This is a genomic window from Pseudarthrobacter siccitolerans, from assembly GCF_030823375.1.
GTDB classification, from domain to species: domain Bacteria; phylum Actinomycetota; class Actinomycetes; order Actinomycetales; family Micrococcaceae; genus Arthrobacter; species Arthrobacter siccitolerans_A.
Genome location: NZ_JAUSXB010000001.1, coordinates 1,392,370 through 1,405,343 on the forward strand (window position 1 = coordinate 1,392,370; position 12,974 = coordinate 1,405,343).

Annotated in this window: 14 protein-coding genes and 1 tRNA gene; 3 read left to right on the forward strand and 12 right to left on the reverse strand. The window is 64.5% G+C overall.

Annotated features, from left to right (window positions below):
• Window positions 1–209 precede the first annotated feature (209 nt).
• Window positions 210–671, reverse strand: coding sequence for a hypothetical protein (locus tag QFZ36_RS06530; protein ID WP_306634855.1), 462 nt, complete (start codon window positions 669–671; stop codon window positions 210–212).
• 238 nt (window positions 672–909) lie between these two features.
• On the opposite strand from QFZ36_RS06530, the gene QFZ36_RS06535 reads away from it, so the two are divergent.
• The gene (locus tag QFZ36_RS06535; RefSeq protein WP_306639126.1) at window positions 910–2,109 is read left to right on the forward strand and encodes an acetyl-CoA C-acetyltransferase; all 1,200 of its coding nucleotides are present in this window, start codon (window positions 910–912) and stop codon (window positions 2,107–2,109) included.
• The gene (locus tag QFZ36_RS06540; protein ID WP_306634856.1) at window positions 2,109–2,594 is read left to right on the forward strand and encodes an aminoacyl-tRNA deacylase; all 486 of its coding nucleotides are present in this window, start codon (window positions 2,109–2,111) and stop codon (window positions 2,592–2,594) included. The genes QFZ36_RS06535 and QFZ36_RS06540 overlap by 1 nt, the downstream gene beginning before the upstream one ends.
• A 78-nt stretch (window positions 2,595–2,672) precedes the next feature.
• Here QFZ36_RS06540 and rplL read toward each other — a convergent pair whose 3' ends face one another.
• From rplL to QFZ36_RS06585, 9 genes are all read right to left on the reverse strand, one after another.
• On the reverse strand, window positions 2,673–3,047 hold the full coding sequence (gene rplL / locus QFZ36_RS06545) for a 50S ribosomal protein L7/L12 (RefSeq protein ID WP_306634857.1): 375 nt from the start codon (window positions 3,045–3,047) through the stop codon (window positions 2,673–2,675).
• A gap of 77 nt (window positions 3,048–3,124) precedes the next feature.
• Window positions 3,125–3,709, reverse strand: coding sequence for a 50S ribosomal protein L10 (rplJ, locus tag QFZ36_RS06550; protein WP_306634858.1), 585 nt, complete (start codon window positions 3,707–3,709; stop codon window positions 3,125–3,127).
• Between the two features lie 295 nt (window positions 3,710–4,004).
• Window positions 4,005–5,123, reverse strand: a complete 1,119-nt coding sequence (locus QFZ36_RS06555; protein WP_306634859.1) for a GNAT family N-acetyltransferase — start codon at window positions 5,121–5,123, stop codon at window positions 4,005–4,007.
• Between the two features lie 7 nt (window positions 5,124–5,130).
• The gene (locus tag QFZ36_RS06560) at window positions 5,131–6,264 is read right to left on the reverse strand and encodes a GNAT family N-acetyltransferase (protein WP_306634860.1); all 1,134 of its coding nucleotides are present in this window, start codon (window positions 6,262–6,264) and stop codon (window positions 5,131–5,133) included.
• A gap of 151 nt (window positions 6,265–6,415) precedes the next feature.
• A complete protein-coding gene (gene rplA, locus QFZ36_RS06565; RefSeq protein WP_306634861.1) occupies window positions 6,416–7,123 on the reverse strand; it encodes a 50S ribosomal protein L1 in 708 nt (235 codons plus the stop codon).
• Window positions 7,124–7,253: 130 nt separating this feature from the next.
• Window positions 7,254–7,685, reverse strand: a complete 432-nt coding sequence (rplK, locus tag QFZ36_RS06570; RefSeq protein ID WP_018773647.1) for a 50S ribosomal protein L11 — start codon at window positions 7,683–7,685, stop codon at window positions 7,254–7,256.
• 129 nt (window positions 7,686–7,814) lie between these two features.
• Window positions 7,815–8,639, reverse strand: coding sequence for a transcription termination/antitermination protein NusG (gene nusG / locus QFZ36_RS06575; RefSeq protein ID WP_306634863.1), 825 nt, complete (start codon window positions 8,637–8,639; stop codon window positions 7,815–7,817).
• 113 nt (window positions 8,640–8,752) lie between these two features.
• Window positions 8,753–9,037: a preprotein translocase subunit SecE gene (gene secE / locus QFZ36_RS06580; protein WP_306634864.1), complete on the reverse strand. Its 285-nt coding sequence runs from the start codon at window positions 9,035–9,037 to the stop codon at window positions 8,753–8,755.
• Window positions 9,038–9,118: 81 nt separating this feature from the next.
• Window positions 9,119–9,191, reverse strand: a tRNA-Trp gene (locus QFZ36_RS06585).
• A gap of 278 nt (window positions 9,192–9,469) precedes the next feature.
• Between QFZ36_RS06585 and QFZ36_RS06590 the strand changes: the two genes are divergently transcribed.
• Window positions 9,470–10,687: a pyridoxal phosphate-dependent aminotransferase gene (locus tag QFZ36_RS06590; protein WP_306634865.1), complete on the forward strand. Its 1,218-nt coding sequence runs from the start codon at window positions 9,470–9,472 to the stop codon at window positions 10,685–10,687.
• A 143-nt stretch (window positions 10,688–10,830) separates the two neighbouring features.
• On the opposite strand, the gene QFZ36_RS06595 is transcribed toward QFZ36_RS06590, so the two are convergent.
• Together QFZ36_RS06595 and QFZ36_RS06600 are read right to left on the reverse strand one after the other, a co-directional pair.
• Window positions 10,831–11,520 carry a LuxR C-terminal-related transcriptional regulator gene (locus QFZ36_RS06595; protein WP_306634867.1) on the reverse strand — a complete coding sequence of 230 codons (690 nt, stop codon included), beginning with the start codon at window positions 11,518–11,520 and terminating at the stop codon, window positions 10,831–10,833.
• Window positions 11,517–12,956, reverse strand: coding sequence for an ATP-binding protein (locus tag QFZ36_RS06600; protein ID WP_306634869.1), 1,440 nt, complete (start codon window positions 12,954–12,956; stop codon window positions 11,517–11,519). The genes QFZ36_RS06595 and QFZ36_RS06600 overlap by 4 nt, the downstream gene beginning before the upstream one ends.
• Window positions 12,957–12,974 lie beyond the last annotated feature (18 nt).

Sequence of the window (12,974 nt, forward strand, 5' to 3'; positions counted from 1 at the left end):
GACCCGGGGCCGGTGCTGACCATGCTGTGACGTTGTTGACGGCACGTTGATTGCCAGCTGCCAGGCGAAAGCCCACCGCTATATGAAGGCTGAAGGTAAACAGGGAAGACGCAAATATCTACGATACGGCAAAATAACCTACATGTCTATCCCACATCCGGCCCGATTGCAAGCACTGGTTTTCCCGCCTGCTTCCGGCGGTGGTGTGGCTAGAGAGGGAGGGTGACGCCTTCCGCGGTGCAGGTCCCGGCATTGGCGAAGACAGCATCCCGGACGGCATCCTTGGATTCCTGCCCCGGCGTTCCGCCGGCTTCCGCTGCCGCAGAGTGGTCGATGGCGAGCAGGCTCAGGGAAGCAAAAAGTCCCTTCAGGTCACCGGGGACAGTGTCCTTGGCGTCTTCAGCCTGCAGGTAGATGTCCTCAAAACCGTCCGCGTCGCGGGCCGGGACCGCCTGGTAGTCCGCGAGGAGGGCGTTGAAGAGTTCGCACGCTTCCCTGGTTCCGCCGGCGGAGGGAGCGGCAGGGGGTTGGCCCGCAGAGGCAGCCCTTGAGGAGGAGGACGACGGCGGCACGGCCGTTCCGCTGCCGGCGGCGGGATCGGGGGTGGAGACGGAGCAGGCGGTGAGTCCCGCGATGCCGGCGGCCGCTGCCACGGCCAGGATTTTTTCCACGATGCTGCTCCAACCGTCCCGGGGCCTGGACCTGCTGCCCCCTGCAAAACTGTCCGCCGTCCAGCCTACGCAGCCCGCCGCCGTCGTGCATCCCGCGGAGATGGGGACAACTACCCTGTGCCAGGTGGCACAGGCCCGTGCTGGAATGCCTGTGCCGTCCATAACGTTGAATAATTGGGTGAGCAGCGTCACGGTAGCCTTGGTGGCCTACCACCGGACTAGATCGGGAGAGATAAACATGGGCAACTCCGCGGACAACACTGACGTTGTCATTCTCGCAGCAGCACGTACGCCACAGGGCCGGATCAACGGGCAACTGGCGAGCTTCACCGCCGTCGAACTCGGCGCGCACGCCATCAGGGCCGCTCTCGATGCGAGCGGCGTGGACGCTGGCCAGGTGGAGGCCGTCATTATGGGCCAGGTGCTCCAGGCCGGTGCCGGGCAGAACCCGGCACGCCAGAGCTCAATCGGCGCCGGCATCGGCTGGAACGTCCCGGCCGTGACCGTGAACAAGGTCTGCCTTTCGGGGCTGACGGCCGTGATCGACGCAGCCCGGATGATCCGCGGCGGCGAGGCATCCGTGGTGGTGGCCGGCGGCCAGGAATCCATGACCCGGGCACCGCATCTGCTGCCCGGCTCGCGGCAGGGCTGGACCTATGGTTCCATCCAGGCGCTCGACGCCGCAGCCCACGACGGACTGACGGACGCCTTCGACGGCCAGTCGATGGGCCTCTCCACCGAAACCCGCAATCTCGCGCTCGGCATCGACAGGCCGTCCCAGGACAACGTGGCTGCACATTCCCATCAGCGGGCGGCGCTGGCAGCCAAGAACGGAACCTTCGACGACGAAATTGTGCCCATCAGCGTCAAGCAGCGCAAGGGCGATCCAATCGTGGTCTCCACCGACGAGGGCGTCCGGCCCAACGCCTCAGTGGAATCAATGGCGGGGCTGCGCGCAGCCTTCGTCACTGACGGCACCATCACCGCGGGCAACTCCTCTCCTCTGTCCGACGGAGCGGCCGCCCTGATCCTCTCCTCCCGGGCCTTCGCCGAAGAACACGGCCTGGAATACCTGGCGGTAGTGGGCAAGCCCGGGCAGGTTGCAGGGCCGGACAACTCGCTGCACTCCCAGCCGTCCAACGCCATCCAGAACGCCCTGGGACGTGCCGGCTGGACCACCGCAGACCTTGACTTCATCGAAATCAACGAAGCATTCGGCTCCGTTGCGGTTCAGTCGCTGAAGGACCTGGACTACCCCTTGGAGAAGTGCAACATCCACGGCGGAGCCATCGCCCTGGGCCATCCGATCGGGGCATCCGGGGCGCGTCTGGCAGGCCATGCGGCGCACGAACTCAAGCGGCGCGGCAAGGGCAAGGCCGCAGTGTCCCTGTGCGGCGGCGGCGGGCAGGGCGAAGCGCTCCTGCTGTACCGCGACTGATGGCGGACGCAGTAACCGGCGCCGGCAGGGACAGGTTCCTTGCCGACGCCGCGGCGCGCGGGCTGCAGGTGGACGTCGTGGAAAGGCCCGCCGCCAAGAGCCTGGAAGAGGCGGCCGGCATCCTGGGGATCACGCCAGCGGACATCGTGAAGTCGCTGGTGGTCAAGCATAAGGACGGCTCGTTCCTGTTCGCACTGATCCCGGGTGACCGCCAGATTTCCTGGCCAAAGCTCCGCAGCCTTGTAGGCGTCAACAAACTGTCCCTGCCTCCCGCTGACGTGGCGCTCGATGCCACCGGCTACGAGCGGGGCACCATCACACCGCTGGGCAGCACCAACAGCTGGCCGGTCTACGCGGACGCCACCATCACCGGGCGTCGGATTTCCATGGGCGCCGGCGCGCACGGCTACAGCGCCTTCGTGGACGCCGACGCCCTCACCGGCGCGCTCGGTGCCGTGGTCGCGGATATCAGCGACCCCGCCTGACCCGCCGCAAGACCTGCCTGGGCAAGCAAAAAGCCCCGCCCACAAACGTGGACGGGGCTTTCTGAGGAAAAGGCGTTGTTACTTGAGGGTAACGGTGGCGCCTGCAGCCTCGAGCTGCTCCTTGGCCTTCTCGGCAGCTTCCTTGGTGGCGCCTTCGAGAACAGCCTTGGGTGCGCTGTCAACCAGGTCCTTGGCTTCCTTGAGGCCGAGGGAGGTGATGGCGCGAACTTCCTTGATCACTGCGATCTTCTTTTCGCCAGCGGATTCGAGGACGACGTCGAAGTCGGTCTTCTCTTCAACCTCTTCTGCAGCAGCGCCGGCGGGGCCAGCAACAGCAACAGCAGCAGCGGTTACTTCGAAGGTCTCTTCGAAGAGCTTGACGAACTCGGAGAGCTCGATGATGGTCAGTTCCTTGAAAGCTTCAATGAGCTCTTCGTTGGTGAGCTTCGCCATGGTAGGCGTCCTTCCTGTTGTGGTGCTCAGCGGCACTGGGCCGTGCGTCGCACCGGAGTCTGGTGGGGTAAAGAGAATTAGTTCTCTTCGGCAGCAGGAGCTTCAGCTGCGGGAGCTTCGGCTTCGGCGGCGGGAGCTTCTTCAGCGGCAGGCGCTTCGGCAGCTGCCGGTGCACTGTTCTCTTCTTCAAGCTTGAGGCGCAGTGCGTCGATGATGCGTGCAGCGGCGGCGGCGGGTGCCTTGAGGACACCTGCAACCTTGGCGAGCTGCAGCTCGCGGGACTCGAGTGCTGCCAGTGCGGCAACCTCGCTGGCGTTCAGTGCCTTGCCCTCGAAGTAACCGGTCTTGATGACCAGCTGCTTGTTGGTCTTGGCGAAATCCGTCAGGCTCTTGGCAGCGGCAACTGCGTCACCCTTGATGAACGCGATTGCAGTGGGGCCGGCAAGCTGGCCGTCGAATGCTTCGACGCCGGCTTCCTTGGCTGCAATGGCGGTCAGGGTGTTCTTGACGACCGAGAACTTGGTGTCCTGGCCGAGAGAAACACGCAGCTGCTTGATCTGTGCAACGGTGAGCCCACGGTATTCGGTCAGGACAGCGGCGTTCGATTCCTTGAAATCGTTAGTGATTTCAGCTACTGCTGAAACCTTTGCAGGCGTTGCCATAACCCTCCTTCCGGGGATAGTGCCGGTATGCGACGGTCCCCGCTCAAGAGAGCTAAAACTAAAAACGCCCCGCGCAGATGCACGGGGCTTGGCTCAACGCGGATTATTCCGTGGAGCTTTGCTTCGTTCACCTGCGCTGGCCGCCCTATGTTAGGGTCCTTCGTCCAGAAATCCACTGCTTCCCCCGCGCACAACTGCAGAATTGAGCGATGCTCGGGAGAGTGGATTTCCAACAACCGACGGTCTTTGGTCCTTCAAGTCTACGGGAGAGCCTTCAGTGCGCCAAATCGGGGCGTTAGCTGGTGCTGGTGTGCAGGTGCGGGAGCTCCTTTTGCCAGATTCCTGTGACCCCGGCCGTCTGGAAGCCCAGCTGCTGGTTGACGGTCAGGAGGTACCGGTTTTCCGGGGCGTTCCACGTGTAGATGATCCGCGCGTCGGGAAACTGCTCGGTGAGCCGCTCCATGTTGGCCACCTTGATGAGCAATCCGAGCTTATTGCCGCGGTGTTCCTGCAGAACCAGGGTGTCGTCCTGGAAAACGACGTCGGCACGGTGCGCCAACACGGTGATGGTGGTCAGGCCCACCAGCGTTCCGGTGGCGAGGTGTTCGACGGCGGTGACCACTGTCCGCCGGCCCTGCGCAATGGCAACCTCTTCGGCCTTACGGAGGATGGCGCCGTCGAACACCATCTCCTGCTCAACGGGCGCATCCAGGGCGGGATCGACGTCGGCCCCCGCCTGGTTCTCCAAGGCTGCGACGGCCTCCAGCCAGCGGTCCGGGCAGGTGTCCGTCCAGTGGTGCAGCCGGTAGCGCCCGTTGTTGGCCTCGTCCGCTTCTGCCTGCAGGTCGGCCACGAGCTTCGAGTCCAGCGGGAGCGCGCACGAGCTGAACTGTTCGATGTGCTGCAGCGTGTACCCGGTGCGCTGGGCGAACTCGACTTCGCGGCTTTCCAGGGGCACGAAGCCCTGCCCCGTACCGGGAACCAGCTGGGCTCGTTCGAATTCATGCAGGGACGCGCCGGGGTGGTTGGTGTCCACGAGGATCATGGTGCGGCCCTCCTCCCGGGCCAGCTGCTCCGCTGCCTGCAGCAGCCGCCGGCCCACCCCCTGGCGCTGGAACTCGGGCAGGATGTCAAGGGTGAACTCCGCCAGGTCCAGGTTGTCGGTGAGGGGCAGGGCGATATCAACGGTGCCTACGATCTCCCCTTCCACCTTGGCGACGAGAATGAGCTGCCGTTCGTAAGGGTCCTGGAACTCGAGCAGCTTCTCCAGGGGACCATAGGCGAGGTCGTCACTGCCCCAGGTCTGCATGCGGACTTTCCGTCCAACTTCGACGGCGGCAAGGAAGTCCGCTGCGTCCGGCGCGTCCAGCGAGTCGGGAATCCAAAGCTGCTCGATCTTCACGTCTTTTGCCATAGGCGCATCATCCCAGCCGTTTCTGCCACTCGCCTTCAGAACCTGCAGGCTTGAAGCCAAGCGCGATATTTATGGCCAGCATATGTTGGTTTTCGTTGGCATTCCATGTCAGGACCGATCGGGCTGCCGGCCATCTGGCTTGTGCCCGCCGCAGGTTGGCTACTTTGATGAGCATGCCCAGGCGCCGGCCGCGGTGTTCCGACTCCACCAGGGTGTCCTGCTGCGCGATCGAATCCGGGACGCCAGCGCGCCAGTTCAGGACCGTGTAGGCCACCAGTTGGCCAGTACTCGTGTGGACGGCACCTGTCAAGGCAGACTGAACCCCGCCGCGTATCAATGCCTGTTCCTCCTCCTGGACCCGGGCTGCGTCCCAGTCCTCGCGTTCCCAGTCCAGCCCGGCAACGGGAACGTCAGTGCTCATCGTTTCCTTGAGGCGTGCGTAAGCCTGCACCAGGTCCTCAGGGCAGGTGTCATCCCAGCCGGTAATGGTGTAATCCGCGGCGCGGGGTGCGGCATCGGCCTCCAACCGGTCCAGCACGTCCGGCGGCACGGGCAGTTCAAGGCGGCTGGAGCGCTCAACCTGCTCCAGCTCGTAGCCAGCAGCAACAGCGAAGGCGACAGCCGGCTCGTCCAGCGGCAGTCCCCCTGCCCCGGATTTGGCCGGAAGCAGGGCACTCCCCTCCGTCTCCCTCAGCGGCACCTCGTGGTAGGCGTCCAGGGAGGTCCTGCCCCGGTTCCGGGCAACTGCTTCCGCATGGTCCAGGAGCGCATGGCCCAGGCCCTGCCGGCGGTGGGCGGGGGCGGTCAGGACATCAATTCCGGCGGTGTGGAAGTTCTCGCGCAATGGGAGCGTCACCGAACACATGCCCACGGTTTCCGATCCGAGCCTGGCCAGGTAGAGGTGCCGTTCCTCGTACTCATTGCCCCGCCAATACTCCAGCGCTTCGGGCAGGGTGGGGCACCGGTCCAGGTTGCCCCATACGGCCAGCTCGTGGGCCACCTGCAGGGCATGGCACTCCCGGAAGTCTGCACCGGCATGCCCTGCCCCGGAGGCAGCGCCGCTCACCGGCGGGACCTCGACGGCGGCTATTGACAGCCCTGCATTTCCACCCGCGGATGGATCCGGATCCGGTTCGGCCATTTCTACAGCTTAGGCAGGAACCGGGCCCTTCCGGGATAGCTGCCATTAGTTAAAGCAAGGCCGCCCGGCTAAAACAAAACCGCCCGGCGCGGACGCCGGGCGGTTTTAGTTTGCGGAGGACTGATCCTCCGCGGAAGCTTCAGACGAGGATTTAGGCCTCGGTCAGAACCTTGGTGACGTTCGGGTCAACGGAGATGCCGGGACCGAACGTGGTGGCAACCGTGGCCTTCTGGATGTAGCGGCCCTTGGAAGCGGACGGCTTCAGGCGAAGCACCTCTTCCAGTGCTGCTGCGTAGTTCTCAGCCAGCTTGATGACGTCGAAGGACACCTTGCCGATGATGAAGTGCAGGTTGGAGTGCTTGTCGACGCGGAAGTCGATCTTTCCACCCTTGATGTCGTTGACGGCCTTGGTGACGTCGGGGGTCACGGTGCCCGTCTTCGGGTTCGGCATCAGGTTACGCGGACCCAGGACCTTACCGAGGCGGCCAACCTTGCCCATGAGGTCAGGGGTGGCAACGGCGGCGTCGAAGTCGGTCCAGCCGCCGGCGATCTTTTCGATCAGGTCGTCGGAACCAACGAAGTCGGCGCCGGCAGCGATTGCTGCCTCAGCCTTGTCGCCCGTGGCGAAAACCAGGACGCGGGCGGTCTTACCCGTGCCGTGGGGCAGGTTGACCGTGCCGCGGACCATCTGGTCAGCCTTACGGGGATCGACGCCGAGGCGGAATGCAACCTCAACGGTGGCGTCGAACTTGGACGGGTTGGTGTCCTTGGCCAGCGTTACTGCCTCGAACGGCGCGTAGAACTTCTCCGCGTCGATCTTGGCGGCTGCTGCCTCATATGCTTTGCTGCGCTTTGCCATGCTGCTTATTTCTCCTTGTGCAGTTGTGGTCTGCGGACCGCGCTGGGCCCTGCCACAGTCGAGGATCCAGTAAGGATCCTGCGACAATCAATGTTTCTGTTACCGGTTGCCCGGTGGTGGAAGGCTGTTATTAGCCTTCGACCGTGATGCCCATGGAGCGGGCAGTGCCGGCGATGATCTTCGCTGCGCCTTCGAGGCTGGTGGCGTTGAGGTCTTCCATCTTGGTGGTGGCGATCTCGTTGACCTGGGCCTGGGTCAGCTTGGCAACCTTGACGGTGTGCGGGGTAGCTGAACCCTTGGCGACGCCTGCAGCCTTCTTGATGAGCTCTGCAGCCGGCGGGGTCTTGGTGATGAACGTGAAGGAACGGTCCTCGTAGACCGTGATTTCCACGGGGATGACGTTTCCGCGCTGGGCTTCCGTCGCAGCGTTGTACGCCTTGCAGAATTCCATGATGTTGACACCGTGCTGGCCAAGCGCAGGACCGATCGGCGGAGCCGGGTTAGCGGCACCTGCCTGGATCTGCAGCTTGATGAGGCCGGTGACCTTCTTCTTGGGAGCCAATGTAGGGTCCTTCTCTCAATAACGTCCTGGGGCACAGGAGCGTGCCTCAGGTTTTTGGCCGCCATGGCGAGGCGGCCGGCCGTTCCGGCGCTGCTAAGCGGGCAGCGCCGGGACGAATTCTTTGGGTTGTCAGATCTTGGTGACCTGGTTGAACGCCAGGGTGACAGGCGTTTCGCGTTCGAAGATGGAAACCAGCACCACGAGGGTCTGGGACTCGACCTTGATCTCGGAGATGGTGGCGGGAAGGGTTTCGAACGGGCCTTCCTTGACGATGACGGACTCGCCAACTTCGAAGTCGACGTCCACCGGGGCCTGGTGCTGCTTGTTGACCGGCTTGCCCTTCTCGGCCTGCTCTTCTTCGAAGACCGGGGCGAGCATGGAGAAGACCTCGTCCAGGCGCAACGGCACGGGGTTGTGGGCGTTGCCCACGAAGCCGGTGACGCCGGGGGTGTGCCGGACGGCGCCCCAGGAGGCATCTGTCAGGTCCATGCGGACCAGGACGTAGCCGGGGATGCGGACGCGGTTGATGACCTTGCGCTGGGCGTTCTTGATCTCAACGACTTCTTCCATGGGCACCTGGATTTCGAAGATGTAATCTTCCATGTCCAGGGTCTGGATGCGGGTCTCCAGGTTTGCCTTCACGCGGTTTTCGTAACCAGCGTAGGAGTGAATGACGTACCAGTCGCCTTCCTGGCGGCGCAGCTTGGCCTTGAACTCCTCGGCGGGGTCGACGTCGGCCTTGGCGGCGGCAGCGGCGAGGGCGTCGGCGGACTCTTCCTCGGACCCGGCGTCGTCCGCCTCCGCGTCATCATCGGAATCGGCGTCGTCATCGGATTCGGCGTCGCTGGCTTCGGGCGCGGAGGACTCAACCTCAGACTCGTCACCGGCTTCTGCCGTGATGTCCGCGGACTCTTCCAGCTCAGTCTCGGTTACCTCGAGCTCCTGCTCAGACACTTGGTCTCCTGCTTCCTCATTGCCTAACATGCCTATTTAAATGGCTCAATTCCGCACACCGGTGTTTCCCTCCGGTTTCCCGGATGGAACACGCAGCTGCGGATGGTTCAGCCTTAGCTGTCCTTGGGGCCGGTACCGCCGAAGATCCAACCGACAGCACTTCCGAAACCGATGTCCAGCAGGCTGACGATGACCATCATGATGGCCACGAATACCAGCACCACGAGCGTGTAATTGATCAGTTCCTTGCGGGTTGGTGCAACAACTTTCTTGAGTTCGCCGATGATCTGGCGGACAAAGAGCGCAATGCGGGCGAAGAAGTTTGCCTTGGCTTCCTTCTTAGCTGGGCGGCCCTTGGAGCTGCTGGCAGCTGTTTCGGTCACCTGGTCCTCGCTCATCTTTGCAATGTTGGATTACCCGGCCCTGATCAGAACCATGGTTGCTGCGCTTGCCCCGGATTTTCACCGGGGCAACTTGCGCAGGGCAGACAGGACTCGAACCTGCAACCTGCGGTTTTGGAGACCGCTGCGCTACCAATTGCGCCACTACCCTATGGATTGAATTTCACCCTGACCGCGACGAACCGCCAGTTTGCACTGGGGCGCACGCCATCATCCGTGTTTTCAACACCGGTGAACCAGTCTACGCAACAACTTCGCGTTCGTCGAACCGGCCCGTTTCCGGCCCTTCATGTTGCCCAGACGGAACGTTCACTGCGTGGCAGTCACATTCAAAACCGGCAACCCGGAGGGTCCGGTGAACAGCATAGAGTAGAACTCGTCGAATCCCACATTCCAGCCTTCGGGCTGCAAGCGAAGAACGGACCTGCCATGTCTGCCGCCCGCGTTTCCCAGCGCATATCCGCAATTGCCGAATCCGCAACCCTTGCCGTTGACGCCAAGGCGAAGGCGCTGAAGGCAGCTGGCCGGCCGGTTATTGGGTTCGGCGCGGGCGAACCGGACTTTCCCACTCCGGACTACATCGTGCAGGCGGCCATCGAGGCGGCCAGCCAGCCGAAGTACCACAGGTACTCCCCCGCCGGCGGGCTGCCCGAGCTGAAGAAAGCCATTGCCGAGAAGACCCTGCGGGACTCTGGCTACGCCGTCGACGCCTCCCAGGTCCTGGTGACCAACGGCGGGAAGCAGGCCGTCTACAACACCTTCGCCACCCTGGTGGACCCGGGCGACGAGGTCATCGTCCCCACCCCGTTCTGGACCACGTACCCGGAAGCCATCCGGCTCGCCGGCGGTGTGCCTGTTGAGGTTTTCGCCGGCCCCGAGCAGGACTACCTGGTCAGCATCGAGCAGCTTGAGGCGGCCGTTACCGACAAGACGAAGATCCTGCTGTTCGTCTCGCCGTCGAACCCCACCGGTTCGGTTTACTCGCCGGAACAGGTGGCAGAGATCGGCAAGTGGGCCGCTGCCAAGGGCCTGTGGGTGGTGACCGATGAGATCTACGAGCACCTGACCTACGACGGCGTTCCCTTCACCTCCATCGCCACCGCCGCCCCGGAGCTGGGCGACAAGGTGGTCATCCTGAACGGCGTAGCCAAGACCTACGCGATGACCGGCTGGCGTGTGGGCTGGATGATCGGCCCGGCCGACGTCATCAAGGCCGCCACCAACCTCCAGTCCCACGCGACGTCCAACGTCTCCAACATCCCGCAGGTGGCCGCCCTCGCCGCCGTGTCCGGGCCGCTGACCGCAGTGGACGAGATGAAGGTTGCCTTCGACCGCCGCCGCAAGGCTATCGTCGCCGGCCTTAACGCCATTGAAGGCGTGGAATGCCCGACGCCGAAGGGCGCCTTTTACGTGTACGCGGACGTCCGCGCCCTGCTGGGTAAGGAATTCCCGACGGCGTCCGGCACTTCCACGCCGCAGACCTCGGCCGAGCTGGCTGCCTTGATCCTGGATGAGGTTGAAGTGGCAGTGGTTCCGGGCGAGGCGTTCGGGCCGTCCGGGTTCCTCCGCCTCTCGTACGCCCTGGGCGACGAGGACCTCGCCACCGGCGTGCAGCGGCTGCAGGACTTCCTGGGCAAGGCCCAGTAGGACGCTCTCTCACTTAACGCAGGAAAAACCCGAACGCTCTATCACTCTCTTCAGGAGAGTGATAGAGCGTTCCGGGTTAAGCCGCATCAAGTGAGAGAGCGTCGGGGAAAAACGGGCGTTAAGTGAGAGAGCGTTTGGCTGGGCTAGAGGAGGCGGCGCTCGGCTGCCCACTTGGTGAGCTCGTGGCGGCTGGACAGCTGGAGTTTGCGGAGCACGGCGGAGACGTGGGTTTCCACTGTTTTGATGCTGATGAAGAGCTCCTTGGCCACTTCCTTGTAGCTGTAGCCGCGGGCAATCAGCCGCATGACCTCGAGTTCGCGGGCGGAGAGCCTGTCCAGTTCGTCGTCGGCTATATCTGCGGGGGCGGTGCCAAAGGCGTCCAGCACGAAGCCCGCAAGGCGCGGCGAGAAGACGGCGTCTCCCCCGGCCACCCTGTACACGGCATCAGTAATTTCCGCCCCGGAGATGGTCTTGGTGACGTAGCCGCGGGCTCCCGCCCGGATGACGGCCACAACATCTTCGGCCGCGTCTGACACGCTGAGCGCAAGAAACCTGGTGGTGGACAACAAGGCGGCCGAGCCGGCGATCACTTCGCGCCCTCCACCACCCAACCCGCCGGGCAGGTGGACGTCCAGCAACACCACCTCCGGCCGTTCCCGGGCAATCACGGCAATGGCCTGCTCCACCGTTGCTGCTTCCCCCACCACGTGGATACTCGGATCCAGGTCCGCTTTCAGGCCCGAGCGGAAGATCGCATGGTCGTCGACGATCACCACCCGGACGGGTGTGGTGGGCCGGACGGGGCCCGTACCGGCTCCCTGGGTGGTGTTCATGGTTTGCCTTCCGTGGTGTCCTGCGGAGCGGCCGGGTAGCCGAGCCGCACTTCTGTGCCTTCTGCAGTGCTGGTGATGGTGGCCGTACCGCCGTGGCGGTTCATCCGGCCGATGATCGATTCCCGGACGCCCAGCCGGTCCTCCGGCACGTGCTGCAGTTCAAAGCCCGGGCCCCGGTCCTTGACGAACACTTCTGCCCGGCCGCCGGACACCTCCAGATAAACCGACACCGTCCCGCCACCATGCCGGGAGGCGTTCAGCATTGCTTCGCGGCTGGCCTGGATCAGCGCCTCGTGGCCCTCGCTGACCTTGGTGTCCCCCACGCTTACCACCTCCACGGCATGGCCCAGCCGGTCCTCCACCTCGGCAGCAACAGCCTTGATCCGGTCCGACAGCTGCCCCGCGTCCTTCTCCGGGTCGGTGAACAGCCAGCCCCGGAGCTCCCGTTCCTGGGCACGGGCCAGCCGGACGACGTCGTGCTCGCTGGACGCCCGCCGCTGGATCAGCGCCAGGGTCTGCAGCACGGAGTCATGAAGGTGGGCAGCAATCTCCGCACGCTCCGTTTCCCGGATCCGGCCTGCGCGCTCCGCTTCGAGGTCGCGCCAGAATTTCAGCGCCCACGGAAGCAGGACCAGCACTACACCGCCAAGGACAGCCACGGAGGCCAGCAGTGCCAGCCAAGTCTGTTCCCACGAACCGGAACCGGAGACCATCACCAGGACGCCGGCCACTACCAGCGCCAGGCCGGCGGCGAGCCGGGCCCACCCGCCGGCCTGGTCCGCCTTGGTTTTGTCCACGAGCCCGGCGCGGCGTGTTTCGTCCAGCTGCATCCACGCGATGGAGGCCCCGCCCAGAACTGCCGCCGCCGGAATCAGGGTGCCCAGCGGAACGTCCACGCCGAGGATCTGGGCGATCAGGATGCCCGCCACCAGCAGCAGCCCGACGCCGAGCAGGATTTCCTTGCCGTACCGCATGTCCCGGAACCGGAACCAGGGCGGCCGCGGCGCCTCAGAAGTACTTCCTGCGGGGCGCCCCGGCACAGCATTGGAAGGGTCGTCAGGGGTGGGCGTGAAGGTGCCCGGGCCAGGCATGCCTGGGGACGGAACGCCTGGCCTGGCTGTCGGGACACCCCCTGGAACACCGGTCCTGACACCGCCCCGGGCAACCAAGGGGACGGCCTCCTGGCTCACGGCGGGGGCAATGGGCGACGCCGGGCGGCGCGCCTGCCGCCGCGCGCTTTCGTCCGCCGTGGGCACCATGATCCACAGCCAGGCGTAAAAGACAACGCCGGCACCGCCAGCCAGGCAAGCCAGGGCCATGCCCACCCGGACGTTGCGGACCGGCCAGCCCAGGTGCGCTGCCAGGCCGGAGCACACACCCGCGATAAAGCGGTCGCTGCGCCGGACCAGCGGGGGCCGGATAGGGGCGGTTGTCATGGATCAATCCAAACACGG

Coding starts and splice junctions, on each gene's coding strand:
- rplJ (WP_306634858.1), bottom strand. CDS start 3,709: ATGGCAACGCCTGCAAAGGTTTCAGCAGTAGCTGAAATCACTAACGAT.
- rplA (WP_306634861.1), bottom strand. CDS start 7,123: ATGGCAAAGCGCAGCAAAGCATATGAGGCAGCAGCCGCCAAGATCGAC.
- QFZ36_RS06540 (WP_306634856.1), top strand. CDS start 2,109: ATGGCGGACGCAGTAACCGGCGCCGGCAGGGACAGGTTCCTTGCCGAC.
- QFZ36_RS06595 (WP_306634867.1), bottom strand. CDS start 11,520: ATGAACACCACCCAGGGAGCCGGTACGGGCCCCGTCCGGCCCACCACA.
- QFZ36_RS06590 (WP_306634865.1), top strand. CDS start 9,470: ATGTCTGCCGCCCGCGTTTCCCAGCGCATATCCGCAATTGCCGAATCC.
- QFZ36_RS06560 (WP_306634860.1), bottom strand. CDS start 6,264: ATGGCCGAACCGGATCCGGATCCATCCGCGGGTGGAAATGCAGGGCTG.
- secE (WP_306634864.1), bottom strand. CDS start 9,037: ATGAGCGAGGACCAGGTGACCGAAACAGCTGCCAGCAGCTCCAAGGGC.
- rplL (WP_306634857.1), bottom strand. CDS start 3,047: ATGGCGAAGCTCACCAACGAAGAGCTCATTGAAGCTTTCAAGGAACTG.
- QFZ36_RS06535 (WP_306639126.1), top strand. CDS start 910: ATGGGCAACTCCGCGGACAACACTGACGTTGTCATTCTCGCAGCAGCA.
- QFZ36_RS06600 (WP_306634869.1), bottom strand. CDS start 12,956: ATGACAACCGCCCCTATCCGGCCCCCGCTGGTCCGGCGCAGCGACCGC.
- QFZ36_RS06555 (WP_306634859.1), bottom strand. CDS start 5,123: ATGGCAAAAGACGTGAAGATCGAGCAGCTTTGGATTCCCGACTCGCTG.